We start from the raw sequence: 24201 nt of genomic DNA on the forward strand, positions 1-24201 counted from the left end.
ATGACAAGGCAGGGCAGCGTCATGATTGATGAGCGATGGCCGTCGGCCGCCCGCGAACGCGAGCTGAGCACATTCGCCGCGGACCTCGCCTCCTCTGATATGCGCGCCTATGTCATCCACGGCAGGGCAGGCGTGGGCAAGACGCAACTTGCCCACGCCTGCCTGGATTTCGCCCGCCACGCCGGATATCCGGTTCTCCACGTTACGGCCTCCGCCACGGCCGCCGGTGTGCCACTGGGCGCGATGGCCCACCTGCTGCCGTCGGACCCCCGTCTCCGCGACCCTGCCGCCGTGTTCACCGCCATAACGACGGCGCTGCGCGTGAGGAATGGGGAAACCGCTGATCGGCCGGCCGCCGGATTCCGCACGGTCCTGCTCGTCGACGACCTGCATCTGCTGGACGGCACCTCGATCGTGCTACTGCACCAACTGCTGGCGGCCGACGCGGTGCACTTGATAGCGACGGTGCATACCGATACATGCCGCAATGCCGCCGTCGATGCGATACGGGAGTGCCCCGTCACCCGACACCTGAATCTCGCCGAGTTCGACTTCGAGCAGGCGCGCAGCCTGCTCACCGATGTGCTGGGCGCACCCCTTGACCATCGCGCCGCGAGTGAATTGGTGAGAGTCTCCGGAGGAAACCCCCTGTTCCTGAAGGAACTCGTGGGCCATGTGCTCGCGTCGGGCGCGCTGGAGAAGAAGCACGCACGGTGGCAGCTGAACGGGGGGATCAAGGCAACCGTCCGCCTCAGTGACATTGTCCGCGGCCGGGTGAGCGAGTTCCAGGGATCGAGCAGGGACATACTGGAGACCCTCGCTCTGTGTGAAACCCTGTCCGTCCATGCCCTTGAGCAGATCGGCACGGCGGCCGATCTCGACGTCCTGCGGCGGGCCGGGATCATCCGTATGGCCCGGGACCGGCGCCGCACCTCCTGCACGATCGCCCATCCGCTCTACAGCGAGATACTGGCGGCGGAAATCCCCCCTGCGCGCGCATGCGCCGTCTACCGCCGGCAGGCGGCGTTGGTCGCCTCCTGCGGGTCACGCCGCCGCGAAGACGCCCTGACCCTTGCGATATGGCAACTGGCCGCCGGGGAAAGGGCCGATGTGGCCACGCTCGTACAAGCAGCCGGACTGGCCCGGCATGCCCGTGATTTCCTGGCAGTCATCCGTCTGCTGTCCCTCGTGGACGAGGAGAGCCTCACCGCGGATATCTGCCTGCTCGTAGGCGAAGCCCACTGCCACTCGGGCCACCGGGAAGAAGCCGAGGAATGGCTCCACCGTGCCCAGGACACAGCAGAGACCGAGCAGCAGACACTCACCGCAGCCATGCTGCGCGCGACCAATTTCTACTGGCAGGTGGCCGATACCCAGAGAACCCTGGAGGTGATCAGCGAGGCCCGGGACCGGCTCGCCACTTACGAAGGACTCCGGAAGCTGTCGGTGGACGAAGCCACCTATCACCTGTGCATTCACGGGACGGACGCCGCGCTTTCCTGCCTGGAAGATCTGGGCGCCACCGACGAGCCGCGTGTCCTGGCCCGGGGCATGCTCCAGAAGTCCGTCGCTCTCTCCTACAGCGGCGAGGGCGGCGAAGCGCTGCGACTGCTCGACACGGTCCGTGAAGGGGACAGTGCCGATGCCGGTTCGCGCAGTGCACCGGGGCCTCCCTCCTACGAGCGTTGCGAGTCCGCCCTGCTGCGGATGATCGTGCTGGTGAACACCGGCAGGTTCGATGACGCGCGAGCCATGGGCAAGGAGTACTTCGAGCAGTCCGCAACGGCCGAAATGCCGGACCTCCGGACATGGTTCGCATGCCATGCGGCGCGCTGCGAACTGATGGCCAGCCAACTCCGTTCGGCACGAGAGTGGTTCCAGCAGGCCGAGGCACTCGCGGACGCGTATCAGCAGCCGCGGGCGCTCTGCTTCGCGCGAGCGGGACTGGCGGCAGTCGCGGCGCGGATGGGGGAGCTCGACGCTGCGCAAGACGCCCTGGCCGGTGCCGGTCCGACTGCTCTCGACGACCACCCCCTGACCTCTCACGACCTCTACGCCCTGGCCGCGGCCTGGATTGCCGCAGCCGATGGTGATCTCCCGCGGGCGCGCCGCATGCTGGTCGAGGGCGCCACCGCGATGCGGGAGGCGGGCTTCCACCTGGCCGAGGCATGGCTGCTCATGGAGTGTGCCCGGCTCAACGGTGCGGACGACGTGCGGGTGCAGCTCGCCGCGATCGGTGACGAGCTGGACAGTTCCCTGGTCCGTGTCTGGGCGACGGCCGCCGACGCGTTCTGCACGCGCGAGCCGGCCGCACTGACGCAGGCGATCTCGTTCTGCCGTGCGGCAGGTCTGCATGCGCTGGCAGCGGACGTGGCCTCATGGCGTTCCCCCTGACACGGTCGGCAGCGGCAGATGCTCGCCGCCGACCGCCGCCCCCCCGCGTCCCGCTCCTCGACCAACTCGGCCGCAGAGGTGCCGACTCCACTTCCCCATCGGGCGGGATCCGGTGCACGAAAGGTCGGCCCATACACACCTTTCGCCAGGTCTGACTCACCCTCAAGCTGGATGTGTCAGGTCGGCCCGGCCACGCTCCACCGGGATGCGCCGGCAGGACAGGTACGGCTGCCGCCAACAGCCGGCGCCTGCTCTCCACCACAGCCCGCCGGGCCATCGAAGGTTCCTGCTGTCCACTCCGCAGCGCTCGGTTGCTGTGGCCGTGGGCAGGCCACCGTTCACCTCACCCATCACTCACCGAAGGAGGCAGCACCGATGCCCCGCCCTCCCACACTTCGGCGCTCCCTTGTGGCACTCGTGCTCGCCGCAGCGGTCGTACCGGCGACCGGCTCGCTTGCCGCGGCTGCGACCCCGACGATCCGCCTTGACGATCTGTCCCAGCACCCTGCCGTCAAGCCGCAGACGTTCGCGGTGACCAACCACGACGGACTGAGCGGGCTGCACTGGTCTCACTGGGGCGCACGGACGGCGATCGGCAAAGGCACCATGACGATCAACACCTGTAAGCCGAGCTGTGCCGAAGGCCACCTGCGTATCCTGCCGGGCGCTCGACTTCAGGTACGCGGTGTGCGAAAGGATCAAGGGCAGCGGTACTACCGGCAGTACCGGATCACCGATCCGGCGTTCACGCCCCAGGAACGCCACGCGTACTCTCGGTGGACCGACGCCCTGGTCCCCAGCGACTTCGGCTGAGGACTGCCTGGCGGGTCAGCGGCGGAGCCGGAGCCGGAGCGCGGCAACGGCGCCATGGCAGACACAGCGCCCCGTGCGGAACAGGCCGCAGGAGCACGGTAGTTCTTGAGCTGGTTCATCGTCCGCTCGACCTCGTCCCCGCGGGCGTACCGAGTCCGGTCGAAGCCGGTGGGCCGACCGCCGCGGCTGCCCTGCCGCCGGTGGTCGGCCCGCTCGTCCCCGCGCTCGGGACCGTGCCTTCCCGTCATCCGCTCCCCGAACCGCTCGGGACATCTCGCGACGGTATGCCGGTGCGCTGACGGAAGAGAACGCCGTCGGTCACCCTTCGGCGGCCCTCCCCGCGTCCGCCCCGTCCCGCGTTCCACGGAAGGTGCGGTTCCAGCCGGGCCCACCCCGTGCCCGCAAGTTCCCCCCGCCCCATAGGGGACGCAACGTGACGCCGGGGAGCACTTCCTGTATCGGCTGCTAGGGGGCAGCCACAGCAACGGACGTGGAGCCGTTGCCGGATGCTGATATCCGCCCATGCGTCCATCCCATCCACCCTGCTGGACAGTCGGTGAGGTTGTGTCATGAGCAATCGGCCCAGCGCCAAGAAGCACATCAGGAGTCGCAGCCCGGTCGAGGCGCTGGACTGCGTGCTCCGTCAGGGAGCTGACAAGCCCCGCAGCACCGCATTCCCCGAGGACGTCTCCGCCGACCTGCATCGGCGCGTGCTGGATCTCCGGTACGACGGGCACCCCGACCCGCCCGATGGCACGCACCGGACCCGGGCGGGCTCGGTGGGCCCCACCCATGGACGGTGACCCGTTGGTGCACGCACCGCCACCCGACGGCGTATGCACCGGCAACGGCAGTGCCCTGCGGCCGGAGCCCGCCGCCTCCGACGCCCAACCGCTCGTGGTGGGCATCAGCGGCGGCACCGGGATCGTCTACGGGATCCGGATGCTCCAGGCGCTGCGCGCTGGCGGTGTGCCGACCCATCTGGTGTTCTCCCGCGGGGCGCGGCTGACGCTGCCCCACGAGTGCGGTCTGACCGTGCGGGACGTACTGGCGCTGGCGGACGTGCACCACCACCCCGACGACATGGCGGCGGCGGTCTCCAGCGGCTCCTTCCGCACCCGGGGCATGGTGGTGGCCCCCTGCTCGGTGAAGTCGCTGGCGCAGATCGCCACCGGCGTGTGCGACACCCTGTTGGCCCGCGCCGCCGACGTGACGCTCAAGGAGCGGCGCCGACTGGTGCTGATGGTCCGCGAAACGCCGCTCACCCTGACACACCTGCGCAACATGGCCACGGTCACCGAGAACGGCGCGATCATCGCCCCGCCGGTTCCGGCCTTCTACATCCGCCCCCGGACACTCGACGACGTCATCGACCAGAGCGTGGGCCGCGTGCTGGACCTGTTCGGCATCGACACCGGCTCCTTTGCCCGCTGGCGCCGGCCGGACGCCTCCCAGCCGGCCACCCATCCACTCCCTGAACGAGGAGACCGGCCATGCGAGTCGGCGCTTTCCTGATCAACTCCCACCCACCGGAGCGGAGCATCGCCGAGGGGCACCAGCTGGACCTGGAGCAGATCCGGTTCCTTGAGCAGGCCGGCCTGAGCGAGGTGTGGATCGGGGAACACTTCACCGCCCGGTGGTCGCCGTGCCCCGCCCCCGACCTGCTCATCGCCCAGGCGCTGACGCAGACCTCGCGGATCCGGCTGGGACCGCTGGGCCATCTGCTGCCCTACCACCACCCCGTCGAACTGGCCCACCGCGCCGCCTACCTCGACCACCTCGGGGGCGGCCGTTACCAGTTCGGCGCGGCCATCAGCGCCCTGCCCACGGACCGCCAACTCTTCGCGATCGACAGTCAACCCGGCCTCAACCGCGAGATGACCTTCGAAGCACTCGACATCATCGACCGGCTGTGGACCCAGGGCCCGCAACCCTACTCAGGCCGCTTCTGGACCCACGGCGTGCCCTCCAGCCCGTTGCCCGGCCTCGGCTACCACCTGCGGCCGTATCAGCAGCCGCACCCTCCCATCGCCATCGCGGGCCTGACCGCCGGTTCCGCCAACCACCGCCTCGCCGGTGCGCGCGGCTACCTGCCCGTCAGCCTCTGCGTCACGCCGGACAACACCCAACTCGCCCAGCACTTCCCTACCGTGGCGGAAGGCGCCGCCGACTCCGGCCGCACCGCCGACCGCGACACCTGGCGGATCATCCGGGACGTACTGATCGCCCCCACCGACGGCGAAGCCCGTGACCTGGCCCGGAACAGCGCGATGGCCCGATGCTGGCAGGAGTTCCTGCTTCCGCTCTATCTGCACGTGGGACTCGGCCCGCTCCTCGGCGCGCTGCCGGACGGGCACACCGTGCCCGAGGATCGCATCGACCTCGACCATCTGATCGACCACCTGTGGCTGGTCGGCTCGCCCCGCACCGTCCGTGACAAGATCAGCCGGCTCCAGCACGACACCGGCGGCTTCGGCACCCTGCTGCTCACCTGCTACGACACCGCCGACCAGCAGGAGACCTGGCAGCGCTCCGTGAAACTCCTCATGGAGGAGGTGCTGCCCGGGCGAACGTCACCGCGGCGTCGTGACATTGCAGGGGACCCGGGCGTACGACCGGGCTCGGACACCGACCAGCGCCCCGCTCACCGCCGTACCGCCTGCTGACCGAACCTCCTCCGGCGTCCTCGCCTTCGGCCTGCCGGTGGCCCATCTCGGCGCCCCGGAGCTGACGTTCGGCGGAGTGGGCGAGCGCGGGCCGGGCCGCTGCCACGGCGAGTACTCGATCGACACCTTCAGCCGCACCGAGGCGGCGCGGGACAAGCCGCTCCGTCGACGATGCCCGTGGGGCGACCCTGTACGCACACTCCATCCCCATGACCACGGACCTCGTCGCCGGACATCCCACGGTGTCACCTCCGCTCGGGGAGCCGCGATTCCAGATAGACGACCACCGCCACCGAGCACACGGTCAGTGCCGCGCCCACCAACTCGCCCGGGCTCAGGGCCTCGTGCAGCAGGAACCAGCTCACGATCACGCCGACGACGGGATTGACGTAGGCGTAGGTGGCGACGAGAGACGGGGGATGGTTCGCGGCCAGCCAGGCGAACGCGGTGTACGCCAGCAGCGTCGCCCCTGCCGTCAGGTAGGCGAAGGCCCATAACGAGTCGGCCGACAGTCCGCCGACGTCCAGGTGTCGCCACTCGCCGGCCGGTCCGGACAGTGCGACGCACAGTGCGCCGACGACGAGGAGTTGGACCGCGGTGTTGCGGAGTGGTTCCGGGGGGCGCGGTACCCGGGAGGCATAGAACGTTCCGGCGGCCTCCATGATCGCGGCCACCACCATGATTCCCATCCACATCGGGGGGCTGCTCTGCGCGCCCTGGAGGATCACCATGGCGGATCCGCCGAACCCGAAGACCACCGCGATCCACAGTGCGGCAGCCACCCGTTCGCCGTGCGCCACCCGCAGGCAGACCACCCACAGCGGTACGGAGCCGATGACCAGTGCGGCGGTTCCGGCCGGTACCTCGCGCTCCGCCACCGCGGTGAGGGCGATCGCGCCCAGCACCAGGACGCCGATGAGCGAGGCTCCCAGGAACTGCGCCCCACTGACCCGCAGCGGCCGGTCGGCCGGGCGGCAAAGGCGTATCCAGACGCAGAGCACTCCGCCGCAGAGCAGACAGCGGACGCCCATGGACAGCACAGGAGGGGCGGTGCGCAGCAGCACCTGGTAGGCGGGGAAGGTGCCGCCCCAGGCGAGATAGACGCAGATCAGCGCGGCCCAGGTGAGCCACAGCCGGTTGCGCGGCTGCGTCGGTACAGGTGGCGGGGTCAGGGTTTGCTGCTTCACCTCAGATCGCCTTCGCAGTGATGCCCCCGTCGAGCACGATCGTCTGCCCGGTGATCCAGGAGGACTCCGAACCGAGGAGGAAGACCGCCAGCGAGGCGACGTCCTGCGGGGTCCCCAGCCGGCCCATGGGGAACTCCCGGGTCACCTCCTCCTCGCGGCCATCGAAGATGATCTTGGCGAAGTCGGTCCGTACCACGGAAGGGGCGATCGCATTGACCCGGACGCCCGGGGCCAACTCGTGCGAGAGCTGCCGGGTGAGCTGGACCATGGCGTACTTGCTCGCGTTGTACGCGCCGGTGCGCACGGAGTTGCGCAGAGCGCTGGCGGACGCCGTGTTGAGGACCACCCCGCCGTGCCGGCACATCCAGCGGTTCCAGACCTCCTGCACCCAGCCCAGCACCGAGACCAGGTTGACCTGGAAGATCTTGGTGACCGCGCCGAGGTCGACATCCATCAGTGGTCCGACGCCGGGGTTCGTCCCGGCGTTGTTGACGAGGTAGTCGATCCGGCCGAACGACTGCAGCGTGGCGGTGACCGCGGCCGACCGGTGCCCGGGGTCGTCGCTGCGCCCGGCGACGGTGATCACCCGGCCCGGACAGCCGAGTCGGCGACCCGCCTCCTCCAGGGTGTCGGGCGTGCGCGCCGTCAGGCAGACCCGCGCGCCCCGCTTCAGCAGGGATTTGGCCACGGCGTAACCGATGCCCCGGCTGCCTCCGTTGATCAGGGCCACCGGCCCGTCCGCCGGGAGCGCGGTCCCGTCCTTCTCCCAGTTCACGCGTCCGCCCCGCCCCTCGCGCTCTGCCGACCCACCGCGGCCAGGCTTTCGTCGAGGATGTCCATGGAGCAGGCGTGCAGCATCCGGGGTGCCTGCTCCCGCACGGCCGCTACCACGCTCGGGGGTGTGTGCCCGGCGTTCAGTACGCCGAGGCCGCCGGCGAAGTCGATGTACCGGTTGCCGTCCACGTCCGTCAGGAAGCAGTCCTGCCCCGAACTCGCGTAGACGGGTGCGACGGAGAGGAGGCCGGCGGGGAGCGCGGCACGCCGCCGTTCGTCCAGTAATCGGCTCCGCGGTCCGGGGATCCCGGCGTCGACGGACGGGTGGGTCGGGCTCATTGCGGTTTCCTCCTCGAAGGCGGACGGTCGTGGTCAGGGGTGCGCAGCGGGCGTGGCCGGGTCGACCGGTGCGTGGCGTCAGGCATGCGGTCGGCGCACCGTGGTGGTGGCGAGGCCGTGCGGCGGGCGCTAGCGAACCGCCCCGCGAACGAACTCCTGGCCCGCGGTGGCGCGCAGGGCGTCGTGGACCCCGTCGGCGTAGGTGAAACCCAGCAGGTCCCGAAGTGTTTTGCCGACATGGTTGTCCCGTTGGAACACCTCGGCCCCGGCGAGCGGCATCAGTTCCGAGACCACCGTGCGCGCGGTGTCGACGCCGTGGGCCTTGGCGCCGGCCGCCCAGGCGTGTGCGGCGGGCGTTGCCGGGTCGTGCTGCGCCACACTCGTGAGGGTGGCCAGTACGGCGGACTGGATGGCCAGGTGGGCGCGGCCCAGTTGTTCCAGCGCCGAGTCGCGGGGTCGCCTGATGGTCCCGTCGACGAGGCGGCGGTGGATCCGGTCGGCCACGTAGTCGAATACCGCGGCGGCGCCGCCGAGCGCGGTCATCGCGACCATCGGCCGGTAGTAGTCGAAGTGGGCATGGAAGATCGCCGCGGTGTCGCCCTTGCCGTCGTGCCCGGGAAGCACCGCGTGGTGGGGCAGGAGCACGTCGTCGAAGTCGAGTTGGCCCCAGGACCAGCCCGCCAGTCCGCTCGGCCGCAGCGGGGTGCGCACCAGTCCGGGTGTGTCGGCGGGGAGGACGACAGCGCGCATCGGTACCCGGGCGGCCCTCCCCGCTGGGCCGTGCCCGTTGGGGGTGTCCGCGTCGCGGAAGTCCGCGGCGTCCCCGTCGCGGGCGAACACGACGAAAACGACGGCCTCTTCGATCCGGCTGATGAAGCGTTTCCGACCGCGTATCCGCAGTCCCTCGGAAGTGCGGCAGACGGTGGTCCGCAACTGCCGGATGTTCGTCCCGCCGGTTGCCTCGGTGACAGCGATGCCGACCAGTCCTCCGGCGAGCATGGCCGGAATCCAGTCCGCCTTCTGCTGTTCGCTGCCGTGTTGCACGATGAGCTGTCCGTGACCGGTGTGGGCGCTGTCCCGCAGATCGACGTCGTGGTACCCGCACACGAACTGTGCCAGTGCCTGGGTGAGCGGCTGCGCACCGCGTCCGCCCAGTTCGACGGGCACGTCCAGGCCCTCCATCCCGTATCCGGCAAGGTTCCTCTTGACGGCGCCCAGGTCAGCGATCACTCCCCACTCGTCCCGCGGCACCTGGGGTAGCGACGTGACGAGAATCCGGTGCAGCTCGCCGACCCGGCTCCATTCGTCCGGGGGCAACCGGCCCGCCATCGCCCGGGCGGGCCGCAGCCAGGCCAGGGGAGAGGCAGGGACGTTGCCCGGCGCCGGCATGTCGAAGTCGCCGTGTCCGGCCGCGGAACGGTCGTCGACGGGTCGGGTGCGGATCACCGAAGTACCTCCGTTTCCATGGGACTTGTGGGTCCCGGGTGCAATCTCGTCGAGGGCACGTACCGGCGGAGGCGCCATGACTGGGGACCGGCGCGTGCGCAGGCGGGGGAGGGGAGAGGGAACCGGGGTCACGGCTCGTCGAGGTCGGCGCAGACGCGTTGCGCCGACCGCTGGGCTCTGCGGCCGGAGGCCGTGATTCCGAGGACGATGATGGCGCCCCCGATTCCGGCGATGACGTACCAGCTCGGCGCGGCGGCACGGGTGAACGAGCTGTTGATCACCGGGCCGGATGCGGCGCCGGCGATGGCGCCGAAGACGGCCACCCCGAGGGACTGGCCCACCTGCCTGCTGGTGGAGGCGAGTGCTCCCGCAACTCCTGCTTGGCTGCGTGGCATTCCCGCCATCGCCGTGTTGTTGACCGGGGTGTTGGCGCCGCCGAAACCCAGACCCAGGACCGCGTACCCGATGAGCAGCGGCGTCGATGCGTCGGAGCCGATGACGCCGGCGGTGATCACCGCCGCACAGACGATGCTGGCGCCCGAGGTCGTCAGGGCGACGACCGTGCCACGCGTCCTCATCAGCCGGCCGGACAGTTGGGCCCCGACCACGGTGCCGATGGCCATCGGCAGGGTGTACAGCCCGGCGCGGAAAGGTGAGTAGCCGCGGACATCCTGCAAATAGATGGTGTTGAGGAAGAGGAAGCCCCCGATGGCCGAATAGGTCAATACGGCGATGAGCATGGAGAGGGAGAAGGGGACACTGCGGAAGAACCGCAATTCGATGAGAGGGTCGGAGCGGCGCCGCTCGACCAGCCCCAGGGTGACCGAAGAAAGCACCACCACGGTCATGCCGACCTGGATCCGGACCGACCCCGGTCCGAGCCGTGTCCCTTCGACAATGGTGAAGACGACACCGGCGAGCAGGGTGAACACCAATGCCTGGCCGACGAGATCGGGCTTGCGGTAGAGGGGCGACCTGCTCTCCGGAATGAACACCCGGGCGCAGACGGCGACTCCGAGGGCGATGGGTATGCCGGCCCAGAACACCGATCGCCATCCCCAGGTCTGCACCAGGAGGCCGCCGAGCACCGGCCCCGATGCCATGCCCAGCCCCACCGCGCCGCCCCAGATGCCGAACGCCCGAGCCTTTTCGCGCGGTTGGACGAAGACGTTGCTGACGATCGACATGCCGACGGGGTTGAGCATGGAGGCACCGACCGCCTGGACGATGCGGAAGCCCACGAGCCATTCGGTGGCGGGGGCGAGGCTGCTGAGCAGCGACCCGAGGGCGAAGGTCACCAGTCCGACTTCGAAGACCCGCCGCCGCCCGAATCTGTCGCCCATCGATCCGCTGAGGATCAACAGTGACGCCAGGGTGATGAGATAGGAGTCGACGATCCATTGCAGCCCGGACACGCTCGGGTGGAACTGCGCGCGGATATCGGGCAGCGCCACGTTGACGATGGTGTTGTCCAGGTTCACCAGGAACGTACTCATGCAGGCGATCGCCAGCACGAGCCGCCTCCTGGCGGGCGGCAGGGTGGTCGCGGGCCGGCCCCCGCCGTCGCCGCCCGCCTCCACGCCACCGGAATCCGCACTCGGCCTTCCGGTCACGGCGACGTCATGCCTCCTGCGCTGAACCATGAAAAGCCAGCTCCTCGATTGCTTCGACGGCGCCGAAGGATGTCCAGCGGGCCGTGACTGCTCCGGCCCGGGGACGAGGTCGAGGATGGTGCTGCTGCCGGGGTGAAGCGGCGGCCGACCGGGCATCCGGTGGGATCACCCTGCACTTCACCCCGGCATCGGGCAACGACCGCTACCGGGCCTGTACGTGGGCCGAGGCCGCTGAAGGATTCCTCGGTCACGCCACACCCGACGTCCGGGAACGCCCTTCACATGACGCCGGCCCCCGTGCTGCTACCGCACGTGCTGACTGTCGTGGAAGCGGATGCGCAGGAGATGGCGGTCGTGATCGGTGAATGCCGTACGGGCATGTACCGCACGGTGATTGTCGACGACGAGGAAGCTGTCGTCCTCCAGGGTCAACCGGACCTCGTGCGGTGCCTCGGCCAGAGCCGATTCCAGCATCTCCAGGGCGTCGCGCAGGTCCGGGTGGTCGTACTCGGGCAGTTCCGCCAAGCCCTTTTCGACGGTGTCCTTCCGCCACCGCAGCGTGTTCTGTTCGCCGAGTATCGGAGCGAAGGTGTAGCGCTTCTCCTGGGCCTCACCGCTGTCGGTGTAGACCGACGGAATCCTGAAAGGCACGTGCAGGGCCTGGAGCACCTTCATCGCCCTTCGGCCTTCCGGGGTTTCACTCAGGAATTCCGTGATGTGGGCGTTCGCCCGCACCTTGTTCTCACCGCCTCCGCAGCGCGCCGCCCGCACTGCGTACAAGAGGAAGTAGCGCTCCGGGTCGGGGTAGTACTGGGCGTCCGTGTGGTACTCCGCTTCGGAGTCCAGCTCCGAGTAGGTGGCGAAGTATTCGCCGCTCTTCGCGCGAGCCGTCACCGGCCACACGACCTGCTTCTGCCGGGGATCGGTACCGGTGGGATACCCCATCCCTACTGCGAGGCAGTAGAGGAGGACCCCTCGGTCATCGACGTCCAGGTGGTCCAGGTGCATTTTCCTGATGACGATGGCGCTGGCATCGCCGAGAAAGATGCCCTGTAACTTCTCGACCAGGTCGGCCAATTCGGCAGAGCGGTTGAGCAGCGCCGCCCTGAGTTCGTCGGGTTGCGAGGACGGGGTGAGCAGCGTTCCAGCGACGGCGGACCCGAAGTGCTGCTCCAGTACCTCAAGCAGCACCGGGAGATCCTCGCCCCATGCCGGGTCGATGTCGATCTCCTCGATCCCGTCCGCCAACAACCTGCCGGCCAGCTTCTCAGTCATGTCACATCTCCGTATCCGTGCGGAGTTCGCATGCGCATCACTGGTCGATGCGAACACTCCTGCTGTACTGTCGCCCGGCGTGGCCGCCGATGGCTCACGGAGCCGTACGGGCGCACTGCTCGACCTCCCGCATCGGTTCCAGGTGCCACGTGCGGGCAGTGGTGATCCCGCAGTGCGTCGTTCGACCGTCCGGCGACACCGAGAGCATGCATCGTCGCCCTTGCAAAGTCCTGGCCGGCGCCCTGCCGTTCGTTGTCCGTCCGCTTGCGGACCGCCGGTCGGCCCGGTCCGGCGGAGGCGTCGCGGATGCCTCGGGAACGGTGGTGCGGCGCCGCTCACCGACGCCGACCGGAGCGCGCCGCTTCGTCGCGCGTCCGCGAACTCCGGTACACCTGACCCCTGTTCAGCGCAGCTCACCGCTGTCGGCGGGCCCCGGGCCGCGCCCGTCCGGCGGCTCGGCCCGGGCGCCTGCGGTCCGCCGCCGATGTCTGCGGCCGTCGTCCGCCGCCCCTCCGCGGCCGACGTCCGCGGCCGACGTCCGCCGCCCTTGCCGTCAACCTTGCAGGATCCTTGCCGATGGCTGGAGCTCAGCCTTGGAATATTACCGATCGGTATGCAAAGATCTCGATCCGAGGACGTTGGCGGCGCGACCACCGACCACCCGTCAGCACGGTCGTGCGCGCGAGAACGATGGGGAGCGACATGCCCTTATCCCCGACGCCGAGACCGTCGCCGTCGGCGGGCGGTCCCGTCCCGCCCCTGCTGAGCGTTCTGGGCCCCATGTCGGTGTGCCGTGACGGACACGATGTGCCGCTCAGCCCGCGGCGCCGACGGGCCCTGCTCGCCCTGCTGCTCATCCGCCTGGGCCGCGTGGTGCCCACGGAACAGCTCATCGAGGAGCTGTGGGGCGAGGCCCCGCCGCGGCAGGCCGTCGCCACGTTACAGAGCCATGTCTCCCATCTGCGCCGTGCCCTCCATCCGGCGGCCGGGCCCGACCGTGTCGCGATGCTGCGTCACCGGGCGCCCGGCTACGTCCTGGAACTCGATCCCGAACAGGTCGACGTCTTCCGCTTCGAGCGCCTGGTGGCCGACGGGCGGCGGCTGCTGGACCGACACGATCCGCTCGCCGCGCGTGACCGGCTCACCCGGGCGCTGGCGCTGTGGCGGGGCTCGCCCTTCGCGGAGTTCGACGGGCACCCGCTGCTCAGCGACGAGGGCACACGGCTGGAACAACTCCGGCTCACCGCCGTGGAGACCTTCGCGGAGGCCCAGTTGGGCCTCGGGGCGGCCGACGAGGTGGCCGCCCAACTGGACCGGGAGGCTCGCCGGCACCCGGCCCGGGAACGCCTCGTCGGCCACTTGATGACCGCGCTGTCCCGTCTCGGGCGGCAGGCCGAGGCGCTGGAGGTGTACGAGCGGACGCGTACCCACCTGGCCCAGGAGTTCGGGGTGGACGCCGCCGCCGAACTGCGCCGCATCAGAACGGCGATTCTGCGCCAGGAGCCGGAGAAGGACGTGTGCCCCGCACCCCCGGAGCCCGCCGAACGGTCCGCAGTCGCAAAGGCTCCGGGAACCACGCCCGCGACGACGGACCGCGGCGACGACGTGCCGGGAGCCGACGGGCACGCCTCGGCCCGCGCGGCCCATGAGTTCGGGCGGCCGGCGGAAGCCGAGCGGTCGGCCGATGCGGAGACGTCCGGGCACGGTGCCCCAGGGGGCGAAGCGGCGCAGGAGGCCGAGGCGCCGGGCAAGGGCGGAGAGCGTGAACCGGCCGGTGCCTCAAGCCAGTTCGGCCGTGTGGAGAGGGCCGCGGCGGCCGAAGGGTGCCAGGCCGACGACCGGACCGCAGGGTGCCGGGTGACCGGCGAATCCGCGGAGAGCGCAGCGACCGGCGGGGACCCGCAGGACGGCAGTGCCGGGACGGCCGGATGGCCGGTGTACGGGCGGCCGGGCGCCCGCTCCCCGTTCACCGGCCGCAGGCAGGAACTGCATGGGCTGACGACCGCGGCGGCGAGTGCGCTCGCCGGCCAGGCACACGTGGCCGGTGTCCTCGGCCCCGCCGGCGTCGGCAAGACCCGCCTCCTCCTCGAACTCGCCGCACGGCTGGAGGCAGCCGACACGGGCGAGGGCGGCGACGGCCTGGAGGTGGTCTGGAGCCACTGCTTCCTCGGCGAGGGCGTTCCGCCCTATTGGTTATGGACGCAGGTCCTGCGGCGGCTGTCCGCCACCCGCCCGGTCGCGTTCCGCGACGCGACGAAACCGTTCGGCGCGCTGCTCGCTCCCTTGATGCCCGAGTGGTCGCCCGGCCCCGGCAGTGGAGCGGGTTCCGCGTCCGACTGGGGCCAGGCCCGGTTCCTCGCCCACGACGCGGTCTGCGAAACGCTCCTCACTCTGGCCGCACAACGCCCGCTCGTCCTGCTCCTGGAAGACCTGCACTGGGCCGACACCGCTTCCCTGGACCTGCTCAGGCTGCTGAGCATCCGCCGCCAGGGCCATGCACTCGGCATCGTGCTGACCGCCCGCGAGTTCGAGGTCGAGTCCGACGCCACACTGCGCCGGATGCTCTCCGAGGTCCTGCGCGGCCCCAGGACCGAGACCCTGCGGCTCGGCGGCCTCTCCCGGCAGGACGTCGCCGACCTGGTCAGGGCACAGGCCGGCCCGGGCGTGGACGCGAAGGTCGTCGAGGTGTTGCACCGGCGCAGCGAGGGCAACCCGTACTTCGTCATGCAGCTTCTCTCCCTGCTCGGCGACGCCCGCGATCTGCACCGCACCGACGCGGTGGACGTGCTCCTGGCCCGCGTACCGACCGGCGTGCGCGAGGTGCTGCACCAGAGGTTCGCCGCGCTGCCCGAGCCGGTCCGCAGGGTGCTGCGGCTGTGCGCGGTCATCGGCGCCGAGGTCGACACCGACCTCCTGCACCGCGCCGCCACCGAGGACGCACCGGTCGCCTCGGCGCTGGAGACGGCGCTGGACGCCGGGCTGCTCGACGAGGACCCCCACCACTCCGGACGGCTCCACTTCACCCACGCGCTGGTCCAGGAGACACTCGCCGACGAGCTCACGCGCGAGGACCGGCACCGGCTGCACGCCAGGGTCGCCGAGTCGCTGTGCGCGCGCCGGCGCGGCCGGGTGGGCGGGGAGGAGATCGAGCGGGTGGCCCATCACACCTGGCACGCCAAGGGCGCGCTGCCCGCCGGGCAGGGACTCCCCAGGCTGCTGCGCGCCGCCGAGCACGCCGAACAGCGCCTGGCGTACGAACAGGTGGAGAGCTGGCTGCGCCGGGCGATGCACCTGGTCGGCTTCCTGCCCCCTGACGACCCCGCAGCCGCACGTCTGGAACAACGGCTGCACATACACCTCGGACAGGTGCTGGCCACCACCCGCGGGTACGGCCACCCAGAAGCCGAGTCCGCGCTCACCCGCGGCCGGTCCCTCAGCGCGGCCACCAACGCTCCCGAGGACCCCTCGGTGCTCTGGGCCCTGTCCGCGGCGTGCCTGGTCACCGGCCGCTACGACGCCTCCCGGGAGCTCTCCGCCCTGCTGCGGACCATCGCGGAGCGGACCCGGGAGCCCGTGGCCGTGCTCGGTGCCGCGTACGGCGACGGCATCGTGCTGCACGTACGCGGCCAGCTCCCCCAGGCCCTGGGGGAGTTGGAGCACGCGGTCGGCATGGCGGACCGCTTCGCCCGCGACGGGCACTCGCTGAGCCGCACCTTCCAGCACGACCCGCGCGTCTCCTGCCGCTCCTATGACACCTTCACGCACTGGCTCCTGGGCGACCAACAGGCCGCACGGACGCGCCGCCGCGAACTGCTGCGCCTGACCGAGTACGACAGCAGGCCCTCCGACCGGGCTTTCGCCCTCTACGTGGACGCCGTCGTGGCGGCCTGGGAGGGCGATGCCCGCACCGTGCGCTCGTCCGGCGCCGAGGGCGCCCGACTGGCGGGCGAACACGGGCTGCTCTACTGGAAGTCGATGCTCGCCGTGCTCGAAGGGTGGGGGCTGACGCACCTGGGTCAGGAGGACGTCGGCCTCGCCCTGATGCACACCTCCCTGAGCGAACTGCACCGCACCGGAACGCGCTTGCGCCGTCCGCTCCACCTGGGGCTGCTCGCCCAGGCCCAACACCACGCAGGGCGAACGGAGGAGGCGAAGACCACCTTCCGCACCCTGCTCGCGGCCGTCGAGCAACGCGGTGAGCAGCTCTACGTGCACCCCGCGCTGCCCGCAACCCAACTCCTGCACGGCCTTCTGGGGCGCGGTGCGGCGGATGCGGTGGCGGCCATGTGACGGTGGCGGCTACCGGGGCCCGCCCGGCGTTCCCGGGAACCCCCGGGTGTGCCAGGTCCCGCCGTCCCGCGCGACCGCGAAACCCTCGTGACCGTCGAGCCCCGCCAACCAGTCCCGGGCGCCCGCGCCCATGGCGAAGGCCGCCGTGGCGTAGGCGTCGGTCGTGGTGAGGCTGCGGCCGACGACGGTGACCGAGGCAAGGCCGGTCACGGGGGTGCCGGTGTGCGGATCGAGGATGTGGGCCCCGCGTTCGGCGGTGCCCGAGGTGGCGACGGCCAGGTCACGTCCGGTGACGACGGTGCACAGGTCGCCCGGACGGTGCGGGTGGGCGATCCCGATGCGCCAGGGCATGCCGGGCGCCGCCTCTCCGCTGAGCTGGAGGTCGCCGCCGCCGTTCACACAGGTGTGGTGGGCGCCGGCGGCCCGGAGGATCTGCGCGGCACGTTCGACCGCCCACCCTTTGACCAGTCCGGTCGGGTCGAGGCCGCCGTTCGCGGTGATGCTGAACCAGCCGTCGGTGGCGTGCCCCACCCGCTCGCACAGGTCGAGGACCTCGCGTACCAACGCGGGGCACTCGCCGAGTCCGATCTCCCCCCGCGCGAGTCGGCTGACGGGGCTGTCGGCGCGGTAGGTCGAGAAGACCGCGTCGACGTGGTGCAGCCAGGCGACGGCGTCGCCCAGGGCGGACTCGACGGCGGGGGTGCGGGCGTCGCGGATGTCGAAGGAGAACACCGTGCCCATCGCCCGCTCGACGTGGCGCAGCCCGCGTCGGGACTCAGACACCGGCCCGGTCCAGGGCGCTCTGGAGCGAACGGATGTAGCCGGCGCTGGTGTAACTGGCGCCGGACACCGCGTCGATGGCGGCGCTGTGCGCACTCAGCGCCTCCTGTGTCAGGCGCGGCAGGGCGTAGGCGGCGATCTCCTGGTCACGGCCGTTGTCGGACGGGGCGTGCAGTACCTTGACGGCCGTCAGCCGGCCCGCGTGGACGGTGGCGGCGACCTGCACGGTGCCGTACTGGGTGTCGACCGGGGCACCGGTGTAGGTGCCGTTGGCCGGGTGTGTGCCGTGCGGCGGACGGCTGGTGGGCGACGGGGAGGGTGCGCTGCCCCCCTGGGCCAGGTCGCCGGTCAGCCCGGCGGGCTGGTGCGGCTTGAGGGAGAGCAGCAGGACGACCAGTGCGCTGGTCGACGCTGCGGTCAGAACGGCTCGGCGCACGGTGGCTCCTCAGAACTCGAACGACTCGTGGTGGATGCGGTGCCGGGGCACACCGGCACCGCGCAGGGCACGTCGGGCGGCGCCGGTCATGCCGGGCGGACCGCACAGGTACACCTCATGGGCGGCCAGGTCCGGGATCAGGCTCTTGAGTGCCCGGGCGGTCAACGGCGCCGAGTGCACGGCCGGTTCGTCGACGAAGTAGTGGACGGCCGCGCCGCGAGCGGCTGCGATCGCATCGAGCTCGGCACGCAGGGCCAGGTCCTCCGGTCGCCGTGCCCGGTAGACGAGCGTGACCTCACCGGGGAGGGTTTCGAAGAGCGTACGCAGCGGCGTGATGCCCACGCCGCCCGCGAGCAGCAGCACCTTCGACGACCGGCGACGCGCCTCGGTGAAGGCACCGTAGGGGCCTTCGGCCCACACCCGGGTGCCGGGCCGCAGCCGCGCCAGGGCCGCGCTGTGCCCGCCGGCCTCCTTCACCGTGATGCGCAGCTGGTGGGGGAGCGGCGGTGCGGAGAGGGAGTAGGGGTTGGCGGTCCACCACAGGCCGGGCGCCAGGAAGCGCCAGCGGAAGAACTGGCCCGGCCGGGCGCCGAGTTCGGCCAGCCGATCCCCGGTAAGGAGCACCGACACCACGCCCGGGGCCTCCGGGCGGACCTCCGCGACCCGGAGCCGGTGGCGCAGGGCCCGCCGTACCGGAACCGCGAAGCGGTACCAGACGATCAGCGCCGCCACCGCTGCGTACAGGGCGTACCAGCCGAGTTGGGCGGGCCGCCGGCCCACGAAGTCGGCGCCGTTGGAGAGTTGGTGGCCGAAGGCGAGGAAGACGGCCACGTAGGTGGCGAAGTGGAGGTAGTGCCAGGATTCGTAGCTCATCCGGCGGCGGGCGGCCCGCGCCGATATGGCGCCGGTGCCGACCAGCAGCAGGAAGCCCGCGGTGGCCTTGAGCATGTCCGGGTAGTCGAGCACGAGCGTGGTCGCCTCGTGCAGGACACCACCCCGCGCGGTGAGGGTGTAGCCCCAGATGATCAGCAGGGTGTGCGCCAGCACCAGCGAAACGGTGTAGCGCCCGCCCATGGCGTGCCAGCGCGCGAGGCGGTCGGTGCCCAGGGTGTGGTCGAGCAGCGGCACGCGGGCCATCAGCGCGACGAGCACCGCGCAGGCGTAGCCGGCCAGCAGTCCGGTGATCCGGCCGGCGCCGGTGAACCAGCCCGCCGGACCCACCACGGACGCCGTGCCGGTCCACCACAGGGCCAGGACGCCGACGGCCCCCGCCCAGATGACGCCCTGGGCCAGCAGCGGGGCCGGGGACGGCAGCCGGCGCGGCGGGGCGCTGCCGGGGGCGTCGCGGCGGGTGTGCGAGACGGTGCTCATGGGACCTCCCTTCCGTGGTCCGCGTCAGCGTCGCAGCGCAACCTCTGAAGATCCTCTGAGCGGCGGCCCCGCCGTGCGATTCACAGGAAACTGAGAGCCGGCTCATAGCCGCGCACGCCCCCGGGGGAGGGATGCTGGAGGCACCATGCACACGCACCGCACCCCTTCCCCGCTGCACAGCGCCGACGGCTCGCCCCTGCGCGTTCTCGTGATCGACGACGAACCGGACGTCACCGAGGTGCTCTCCGGCGCCCTGGGGGGCGAGGGCTGGGAGGTCCGCAGCGCGGCCGACGGCGCCTCCGCGCTCGCGGCGGCCGGCACCTTCCGCCCGCACGCCGTCGTCCTGGACTGGATGCTGCCCGACATCGACGGTCTCCAGGTACTCCACCTCCTGCGCAAGGAACTGAAGACGGTCTGTGTTCTCTTCCTCACCGCACGTGACGCGGTGGAGGACCGGATCGCCGGGATCACCGCGGGCGGCGACGACTATGTGACCAAACCGTTCAGCCTGGAAGAGGTGCTGGCACGGCTGCGCGGTCTGCTGCGCCGGGCCGGTATGGCACACGAGCCGGACGGCGACCAGCTGGTCGCCGGGGACCTCGTCATGGACGAGGAGGCCAGGGAGGTCGTCCGCGGCGGCGAACTGATCGAGCTGTCCCGCACCGAGTTCGAGCTGCTGCGGTTCCTGATGCGCAATCCCCGGCGGGTGCTGTCCAAGGCGCAGATCCTCGACCGGGTCTGGTCCTACGACTTCGGCGGCCGGGCACACGTCGTCGAGCTCTACATCAGCTATCTGCGCAAGAAGATCGACGCCGGCCGGACCCCGATGATCCACACGGTCCGCGGCGTCGGATATGTCCTCAAGCCGGAGCCCGCGTGATCCGGCTCGTCCCCCGCACCCTGCGCAGCCAGCTCACCGCCGGACTGGTCGCGCTCCTGGCGCTGGCCTGCCTGGCGGTCGGTGTCACCACGGTCGTCGCGCTCGAAGGGTTCCTGGTAAGCCGCCTGGACCAGCAGCTCTCCGCCTCCGCAGGCCGGTTCGCGGCCAGCCTGGAACACGAGGCCCGGCCGGACGCCGACAACCAGCCGGACACCCGCGGCCAGGCCGAGGGCACCTTCGGCGCTCGGCTGCTGCGTGACACACCGACCCAGGCGGCCGTCGTACGGGACCGCACGGATGCCGCGGTGCCGCTCTCCGCCGACGACCGCCGGGCCCTGACCGCCCTCCCGGCCGACGGCTCCGGACGCAGCATCCGGCTGTCCACATTGGGGCGTTACCGCGTCAACGCGGTCGAGGGGGACGACGGCGACGTGCTGATCACGGGTCTGCCGCTCCGCCCGGTCGAGGAGACGGTGCACCAGCTGGAGGCGGTCGAGGCGGCGGTCTTCGGCGGGGCCCTCGTGGTGACCGGAGTCCTGGGCGCCCTGTGGGTGCGGCTGTCGCTGCGTCCGCTGCGCCGTGTCACGACCACTGCCGCGAGCGTGGCCGAACTGCCGCTGGCCAGCGGCGAGGTGGCGATGCCGGATCCCGTGCCGGTGGCCGACCCGCACACCGAGGTCGGGCAGGTCGGCACCTCCCTCAACCGGATGCTCGGTCACGTCGGCAACGCCCTGGAGCGTCGGCAGGCGAGCGAGGAACGGCTGCGGCACTTCGCCGCCGACGCCAGCCACGAGCTGCGGACCCCGGTGGCCAACGTCCGCGGCCATGCGGAACTCGCCCTCCGGCACAACGGGCCGGTCCCCGGCGAGGTCCGGCGCTCCCTGGAGCGGATCCAGGCGGAGTCGGAGCGGATGAGCCGCCTCGTGGACGATCTGCTGCTGCTCGCCCGCCTCGACGCCGGCCGCGCCCTGGAGCGCGAGCCGGTGGATCTGACGCGTCTCGTGCTCGATGCGGCCGACGATGCGCGGGCGGCCGGTCCAGGCCACCGGTGGCTGCTCGACCTCCCCGAGACGGCGGTGACTCTGGCGGGGGACGACCACCGCCTGTACCAGGTCGTCGGCAATCTCCTCGCCAACGCCCGTATGCACACCCCTCCGGGGACCGCCGTGACGGTGCGGCTGGCCACCGGCACCCAGGGAACCCGGCTGACGGTGGTCGACGACGGCCCCGGTGTACCCGAGGAGGTCCGGCACGAGATCTTCGGCCGCTTCGTGCGGGTCGACCACAGCCGCTCACGGTCGGCGGGTGGCACCGGACTGGGGCTGGCCATCGTCGACGCCGTGGTCACCGCGCACGGTGGACGGGTCGTGATGCACAGCCGCCCCGGGCACACCGAATTCACCGTGACCTTCCCCCGGGCGCCGATCGGATCCGAGGGCCGCTGACTCCCTTCCCCTGGGCCCCGCCGCCATTGAGGCCAATACGGCACATATCATGACGGTGCGAACGAAGTGCGGATGTGCGTCCTTCCCACGACCGAGGAGCCGTCGGCCCGGCCCGGACCGACGGCCGAGCACGACTGACCGCCCGCCGGACCACCAGTGGCTCCGCAGCGGGCCACCGGGCTCTGCCTGTGGGCATCCGGACGCGACAGGCTCGTACGCACGGAACTCGAGAAGGGACTGGACCGCATGCGGCATCGCAGCGTCGCCGATCTGATGACCCCCAACGCCGTCGTCGCCCAGCGGGGCACCCCGTTCCGGGAGATCGCGCATCTCCTCCACGAGTACGACATCAGCGCGGTTCCGGTCATCGATGAGGACGAGCGGCCCGTGGGAGTCGTCTCCGAGGCCGATCTGCTGCGCCGGCCGTCCGACGAGCGGGGCCGCACCACGGCCGGTGCGATCATGACGAGCCCTGCCGTGGTGGCGCGGCCCGAGTGGAGCGCCGTGCGCGCGGCCAGAACGATGGAGGAGAAGCGGGTCAAGCGGCTACCGGTGGTCGACGACTCCGGCCGGCTCATCGGAGTGATCAGCCGCCGCGACCTCGTGCAGCTGTTCCTGCGGCGGGACCGCGCGATCCAGGAAGAGATCCTGGAGGACGTACTGACCCGCACCTTGGGCGTCGCGCCCTCCGCCGTCACGGTGGACGTCGCCGACGGCACGGTGACGCTCAGCGGCACCTTGGAACGCAGGAGCCTCGTGCCCGTCGCTGTGCGCCTGTGCGAAAGCGTCGACGGTGTGGTCGAGGTGATCGACCGGCTGGATGCCGTGGAGGACGACCTGGCCGAACGCGGCGGCCGGTGAGCTGCGGAGCCTCCGCGAGCGCCTCGCGAGCGCCCTGGCCGAACCCCGGAGGTCGTCTCTGTTCCTGTCAGCCGGCCGGGAGTTGTGCTCCGTCGGCGCAGCCCGCCACTGTTCGTACGTGTGGTGGACGGCACCCAGCAGCGCGGCTGCCGCAGCCGCACCGAACCCGTCGGTCACAACACCGCGCAGACCACATGGGCGGCTTGCGCCATCTTTTCGCCGCCGCTCACTCCTCTCCCCAACACCCCGGCCACGCCGCGCCGTTGCCGGGTAGCCGCCCGTGCGCTGCCGTCGCAGAGAGGTGAGTGGCCCTCAGGCGGTCGATCCTCCAGGTCCGGTGTCACTTCTCCAGATCGGCTGAGTGATCGGGAACGTAGGTCTGTAGATCGCGTGGGGGTCGCCGGTAGCCCGTGCCCGGTGGTCGGGGCGGCACTTCCAGTACCGGCGGCGGGACTTCGTGGTACGGCACCGTCGACAGCAGGTGGGCGATCATGTTCAGTCGGGCGCGGCGCTTGTCGTCGCTCTCGACGACGTACCACGGTGCCTCCGGGATGTCGGTGTGGACGAACATGTCGTCCTTGGCTCGTGAGTACTCCTCCCAGCGGGTCAGTGATTCAAGGTCGATCCGGGAGAGTTTCCAGCGCCGCGTCGGATCGTCCAGGCGCTGTCGGAAGCGCTGTTCCTGCGCCTCGTCGCTGACCGAGAACCAGTATTTGCGCAGGAGGATTCCGTCCTCGACCAGCATGCGCTCGAATACCGGGCACTGGTGGAGGAAGCGCTGGTACTCGGTGGGTGTGCAGAAGCCCATGACCCGCTCGACGCCGGCCCGGTTGTACCAGCTGCGGTCGAACAGGACGATCTCGCCGGCCGCGGGAAGGTGCTCGGTGTAGCGCTGGAAGTACCACTGGGTGCGTTCGCGCTCGGTGGGCCGGGGCAGTGCGACGATGCGGGCCACGCGGGGGTTGAGGTAGGCGGTGACGCGCTTGATGGTGCTGCCCTTGCCGGCCGCGTCGCGTCCCTCGAAGACCACAACGAGCCGCGTCCCCTCCGTGCGCACCCATTCCTGGAGTTTCACCAGTTCCGTCTGGAGCCGGTAGAGCTCCCGTTCGTACCGTGCCTTCGGCAGCTTGCCGGGTGCCCGGCTCCTGCTCTCCCGCTCGTCCGCCATGCGACGACGGTACGAAGGTTCGCGGCGGTGCGGGCGGATGCGGGGGCCGAATGGGGGGATGCCGGAGCGTTGAGGTCCCCTCGGACCGGGCAGGGGCCGGACGGCCCTTTCGGGTCGGTGTGATGCGTCGTCGCAGGCCGGGAGTGCTGCCGGACCGTGCTCGTTGAAGGGCGACACCACGACCGCGCGGTGCGTGGCCGCCTCCGAGGAGGCGCCACCATGCCGGACACGCCGCACAGCGTCGGCGATGGCATGCCCCGGCCCGTGGCCGGGCGGCGGGAGGTGGGGCCGGACGGCCCCTGCCAGGTGCGGGCGGACAACAGCACCCTGAGGGTGCCGCAGCAGCTCCGAGCGAGCGCTGTCGCAGGGAGGAGGCGCCGTGGTGCACGGCCCGCACACCGTGAGCGACGGGATGGGCAAGACGGTCGTCGCCGTCGGTCAGGAGGCCGCTTCGAGGAGATCG

The 24201-nt window shown here is 71.1% G+C and carries 19 protein-coding genes and 1 pseudogene; 9 read left to right on the forward strand and 11 right to left on the reverse strand.

Features of this window, described 5'->3' with window-relative positions; all coding sequences use genetic code 11:
- Together IEZ17_RS16040 and IEZ17_RS16045 are read left to right on the forward strand one after the other, a co-directional pair.
- The gene (locus IEZ17_RS16040; RefSeq protein WP_189300640.1) at nucleotides 1-2394 is read left to right on the forward strand and encodes an ATP-binding protein; all 2394 of its coding nucleotides are present in this window, start codon (nucleotides 1-3) and stop codon (nucleotides 2392-2394) included.
- Nucleotides 2395-2802: 408 nt separating this feature from the next.
- On the forward strand, nucleotides 2803-3207 hold the full coding sequence (locus tag IEZ17_RS16045) for a hypothetical protein (protein WP_189300642.1): 405 nt from the start codon (nucleotides 2803-2805) through the stop codon (nucleotides 3205-3207).
- 250 nt (nucleotides 3208-3457) lie between these two features.
- Here the strand turns inward: IEZ17_RS16045 and IEZ17_RS16050 are convergent.
- Nucleotides 3458-3628 (reverse strand): annotated as a pseudogene (locus tag IEZ17_RS16050) (transposase); the annotation flags it as partial.
- 148 nt (nucleotides 3629-3776) lie between these two features.
- Between IEZ17_RS16050 and IEZ17_RS16055 the strand changes: the two are divergent.
- Genes IEZ17_RS16055 through IEZ17_RS16065 form a run of 3 tightly spaced genes read left to right on the forward strand, consistent with a single transcriptional unit; the run spans nucleotide 3777 to nucleotide 5873 of the window.
- A complete protein-coding gene (locus tag IEZ17_RS16055) occupies nucleotides 3777-4010 on the forward strand; it encodes a hypothetical protein (RefSeq protein ID WP_189300645.1) in 234 nt (77 codons plus the stop codon).
- Nucleotides 4000-4722 carry a UbiX family flavin prenyltransferase gene (locus tag IEZ17_RS16060; RefSeq protein ID WP_189300647.1) on the forward strand — a complete coding sequence of 241 codons (723 nt, stop codon included), beginning with the start codon at nucleotides 4000-4002 and terminating at the stop codon, nucleotides 4720-4722. Before IEZ17_RS16055 ends, IEZ17_RS16060 begins: the two co-directional genes overlap by 11 nt.
- Entirely contained in the window at nucleotides 4701-5873 is a 1173-nt protein-coding gene (locus IEZ17_RS16065; protein ID WP_189300649.1) for an LLM class flavin-dependent oxidoreductase, read from the forward strand. The genes IEZ17_RS16060 and IEZ17_RS16065 overlap by 22 nt, the downstream gene beginning before the upstream one ends.
- Before the next feature lie 245 nt (nucleotides 5874-6118).
- Here the strand turns inward: IEZ17_RS16065 and IEZ17_RS16070 are convergent, their stop codons facing one another.
- The 6 genes from IEZ17_RS16070 to IEZ17_RS16095 form a co-directional block, all read right to left on the reverse strand.
- Nucleotides 6119-7060 (reverse strand): EamA family transporter, encoded by a 942-nt coding sequence (locus tag IEZ17_RS16070; protein ID WP_189300651.1) that lies wholly within the window; start codon nucleotides 7058-7060, stop codon nucleotides 6119-6121.
- A gap of 1 nt (nucleotide 7061) precedes the next feature.
- Nucleotides 7062-7835 carry an SDR family oxidoreductase gene (locus tag IEZ17_RS16075; protein ID WP_189300653.1) on the reverse strand — a complete coding sequence of 258 codons (774 nt, stop codon included), beginning with the start codon at nucleotides 7833-7835 and terminating at the stop codon, nucleotides 7062-7064.
- Complete coding sequence (locus IEZ17_RS16080) at nucleotides 7832-8173, reverse strand: aminotransferase class III-fold pyridoxal phosphate-dependent enzyme (protein ID WP_189300655.1); 342 nt, start codon at nucleotides 8171-8173, stop codon at nucleotides 7832-7834. Before IEZ17_RS16080 ends, IEZ17_RS16075 begins: the two co-directional genes overlap by 4 nt.
- Before the next feature lie 129 nt (nucleotides 8174-8302).
- Nucleotides 8303-9619, reverse strand: a complete 1317-nt coding sequence (locus IEZ17_RS16085; protein ID WP_189300657.1) for an acyl-CoA dehydrogenase family protein — start codon at nucleotides 9617-9619, stop codon at nucleotides 8303-8305.
- 128 nt (nucleotides 9620-9747) lie between these two features.
- Nucleotides 9748-11262: an MFS transporter gene (locus IEZ17_RS16090; RefSeq protein WP_189300659.1), complete on the reverse strand. Its 1515-nt coding sequence runs from the start codon at nucleotides 11260-11262 to the stop codon at nucleotides 9748-9750.
- 273 nt (nucleotides 11263-11535) lie between these two features.
- Nucleotides 11536-12507 carry a TauD/TfdA family dioxygenase gene (locus tag IEZ17_RS16095; protein ID WP_189300662.1) on the reverse strand — a complete coding sequence of 324 codons (972 nt, stop codon included), beginning with the start codon at nucleotides 12505-12507 and terminating at the stop codon, nucleotides 11536-11538.
- An 807-nt stretch (nucleotides 12508-13314) separates the two neighbouring features.
- On the opposite strand from IEZ17_RS16095, the gene IEZ17_RS16100 reads away from it, so the two are divergent.
- Entirely contained in the window at nucleotides 13315-16797 is a 3483-nt protein-coding gene (locus IEZ17_RS16100; RefSeq protein ID WP_308427658.1) for an ATP-binding protein, read from the forward strand.
- A gap of 9 nt (nucleotides 16798-16806) precedes the next feature.
- Here IEZ17_RS16100 and IEZ17_RS16105 read toward each other — a convergent pair whose 3' ends face one another.
- From IEZ17_RS16105 to IEZ17_RS16115, 3 genes are read right to left on the reverse strand one after another with little or no spacing between them, the layout of a single operon-like run.
- Complete coding sequence (locus tag IEZ17_RS16105) at nucleotides 16807-17580, reverse strand: FAD:protein FMN transferase (RefSeq protein WP_189300666.1); 774 nt, start codon at nucleotides 17578-17580, stop codon at nucleotides 16807-16809.
- Nucleotides 17573-18013, reverse strand: coding sequence for an FMN-binding protein (locus IEZ17_RS16110; protein ID WP_189300668.1), 441 nt, complete (start codon nucleotides 18011-18013; stop codon nucleotides 17573-17575). Before IEZ17_RS16110 ends, IEZ17_RS16105 begins: the two co-directional genes overlap by 8 nt.
- Before the next feature lie 9 nt (nucleotides 18014-18022).
- On the reverse strand, nucleotides 18023-19384 hold the full coding sequence (locus IEZ17_RS16115) for a ferredoxin reductase family protein (RefSeq protein WP_189300669.1): 1362 nt from the start codon (nucleotides 19382-19384) through the stop codon (nucleotides 18023-18025).
- A 145-nt stretch (nucleotides 19385-19529) separates the two neighbouring features.
- Between IEZ17_RS16115 and IEZ17_RS16120 the strand changes: the two genes are divergently transcribed.
- The 3 genes from IEZ17_RS16120 to IEZ17_RS16130 all read left to right on the forward strand — a co-directional run bounded on the left by IEZ17_RS16120 (nucleotide 19530) and on the right by IEZ17_RS16130 (nucleotide 22570).
- Nucleotides 19530-20264 carry a response regulator transcription factor gene (locus IEZ17_RS16120; protein ID WP_308427660.1) on the forward strand — a complete coding sequence of 245 codons (735 nt, stop codon included), beginning with the start codon at nucleotides 19530-19532 and terminating at the stop codon, nucleotides 20262-20264.
- On the forward strand, nucleotides 20261-21709 hold the full coding sequence (locus IEZ17_RS16125; protein ID WP_189300671.1) for a sensor histidine kinase: 1449 nt from the start codon (nucleotides 20261-20263) through the stop codon (nucleotides 21707-21709). Before IEZ17_RS16120 ends, IEZ17_RS16125 begins: the two co-directional genes overlap by 4 nt.
- Before the next feature lie 246 nt (nucleotides 21710-21955).
- Nucleotides 21956-22570, forward strand: a complete 615-nt coding sequence (locus IEZ17_RS16130; protein WP_189300673.1) for a CBS domain-containing protein — start codon at nucleotides 21956-21958, stop codon at nucleotides 22568-22570.
- A 340-nt stretch (nucleotides 22571-22910) separates the two neighbouring features.
- Here IEZ17_RS16130 and ppk2 read toward each other — a convergent pair whose 3' ends face one another.
- Nucleotides 22911-23738, reverse strand: coding sequence for a polyphosphate kinase 2 (gene ppk2 / locus IEZ17_RS16135; RefSeq protein ID WP_189300675.1), 828 nt, complete (start codon nucleotides 23736-23738; stop codon nucleotides 22911-22913).
- Nucleotides 23739-24201: the final 463 nt, after the last annotated feature.

The sequence above is a fragment of the Streptomyces albospinus genome (assembly GCF_014648695.1).
Taxonomy (GTDB): Bacteria; Actinomycetota; Actinomycetes; order Streptomycetales; family Streptomycetaceae; genus Streptomyces; species Streptomyces albospinus.

What these genes read in the sequence shown, in the direction of transcription:
- IEZ17_RS16040 (WP_189300640.1), top strand. Translation starts at nt 1, where the DNA reads ATGACAAGGCAGGGCAGCGTCATGATTGATGAGCGATGGCCGTCGGCC.
- IEZ17_RS16055 (WP_189300645.1), top strand. Translation starts at nt 3,777, where the DNA reads ATGAGCAATCGGCCCAGCGCCAAGAAGCACATCAGGAGTCGCAGCCCG.
- IEZ17_RS16060 (WP_189300647.1), top strand. Translation starts at nt 4,000, where the DNA reads ATGGACGGTGACCCGTTGGTGCACGCACCGCCACCCGACGGCGTATGC.
- IEZ17_RS16065 (WP_189300649.1), top strand. Translation starts at nt 4,701, where the DNA reads ATGCGAGTCGGCGCTTTCCTGATCAACTCCCACCCACCGGAGCGGAGC.
- IEZ17_RS16080 (WP_189300655.1), bottom strand. Translation starts at nt 8,173, where the DNA reads ATGAGCCCGACCCACCCGTCCGTCGACGCCGGGATCCCCGGACCGCGG.
- IEZ17_RS16090 (WP_189300659.1), bottom strand. Translation starts at nt 11,262, where the DNA reads ATGGTTCAGCGCAGGAGGCATGACGTCGCCGTGACCGGAAGGCCGAGT.
- IEZ17_RS16095 (WP_189300662.1), bottom strand. Translation starts at nt 12,507, where the DNA reads ATGACTGAGAAGCTGGCCGGCAGGTTGTTGGCGGACGGGATCGAGGAG.
- IEZ17_RS16115 (WP_189300669.1), bottom strand. Translation starts at nt 19,384, where the DNA reads ATGAGCACCGTCTCGCACACCCGCCGCGACGCCCCCGGCAGCGCCCCG.
- IEZ17_RS16120 (WP_308427660.1), top strand. Translation starts at nt 19,530, where the DNA reads ATGCACACGCACCGCACCCCTTCCCCGCTGCACAGCGCCGACGGCTCG.
- IEZ17_RS16130 (WP_189300673.1), top strand. Translation starts at nt 21,956, where the DNA reads ATGCGGCATCGCAGCGTCGCCGATCTGATGACCCCCAACGCCGTCGTC.
- ppk2 (WP_189300675.1), bottom strand. Translation starts at nt 23,738, where the DNA reads ATGGCGGACGAGCGGGAGAGCAGGAGCCGGGCACCCGGCAAGCTGCCG.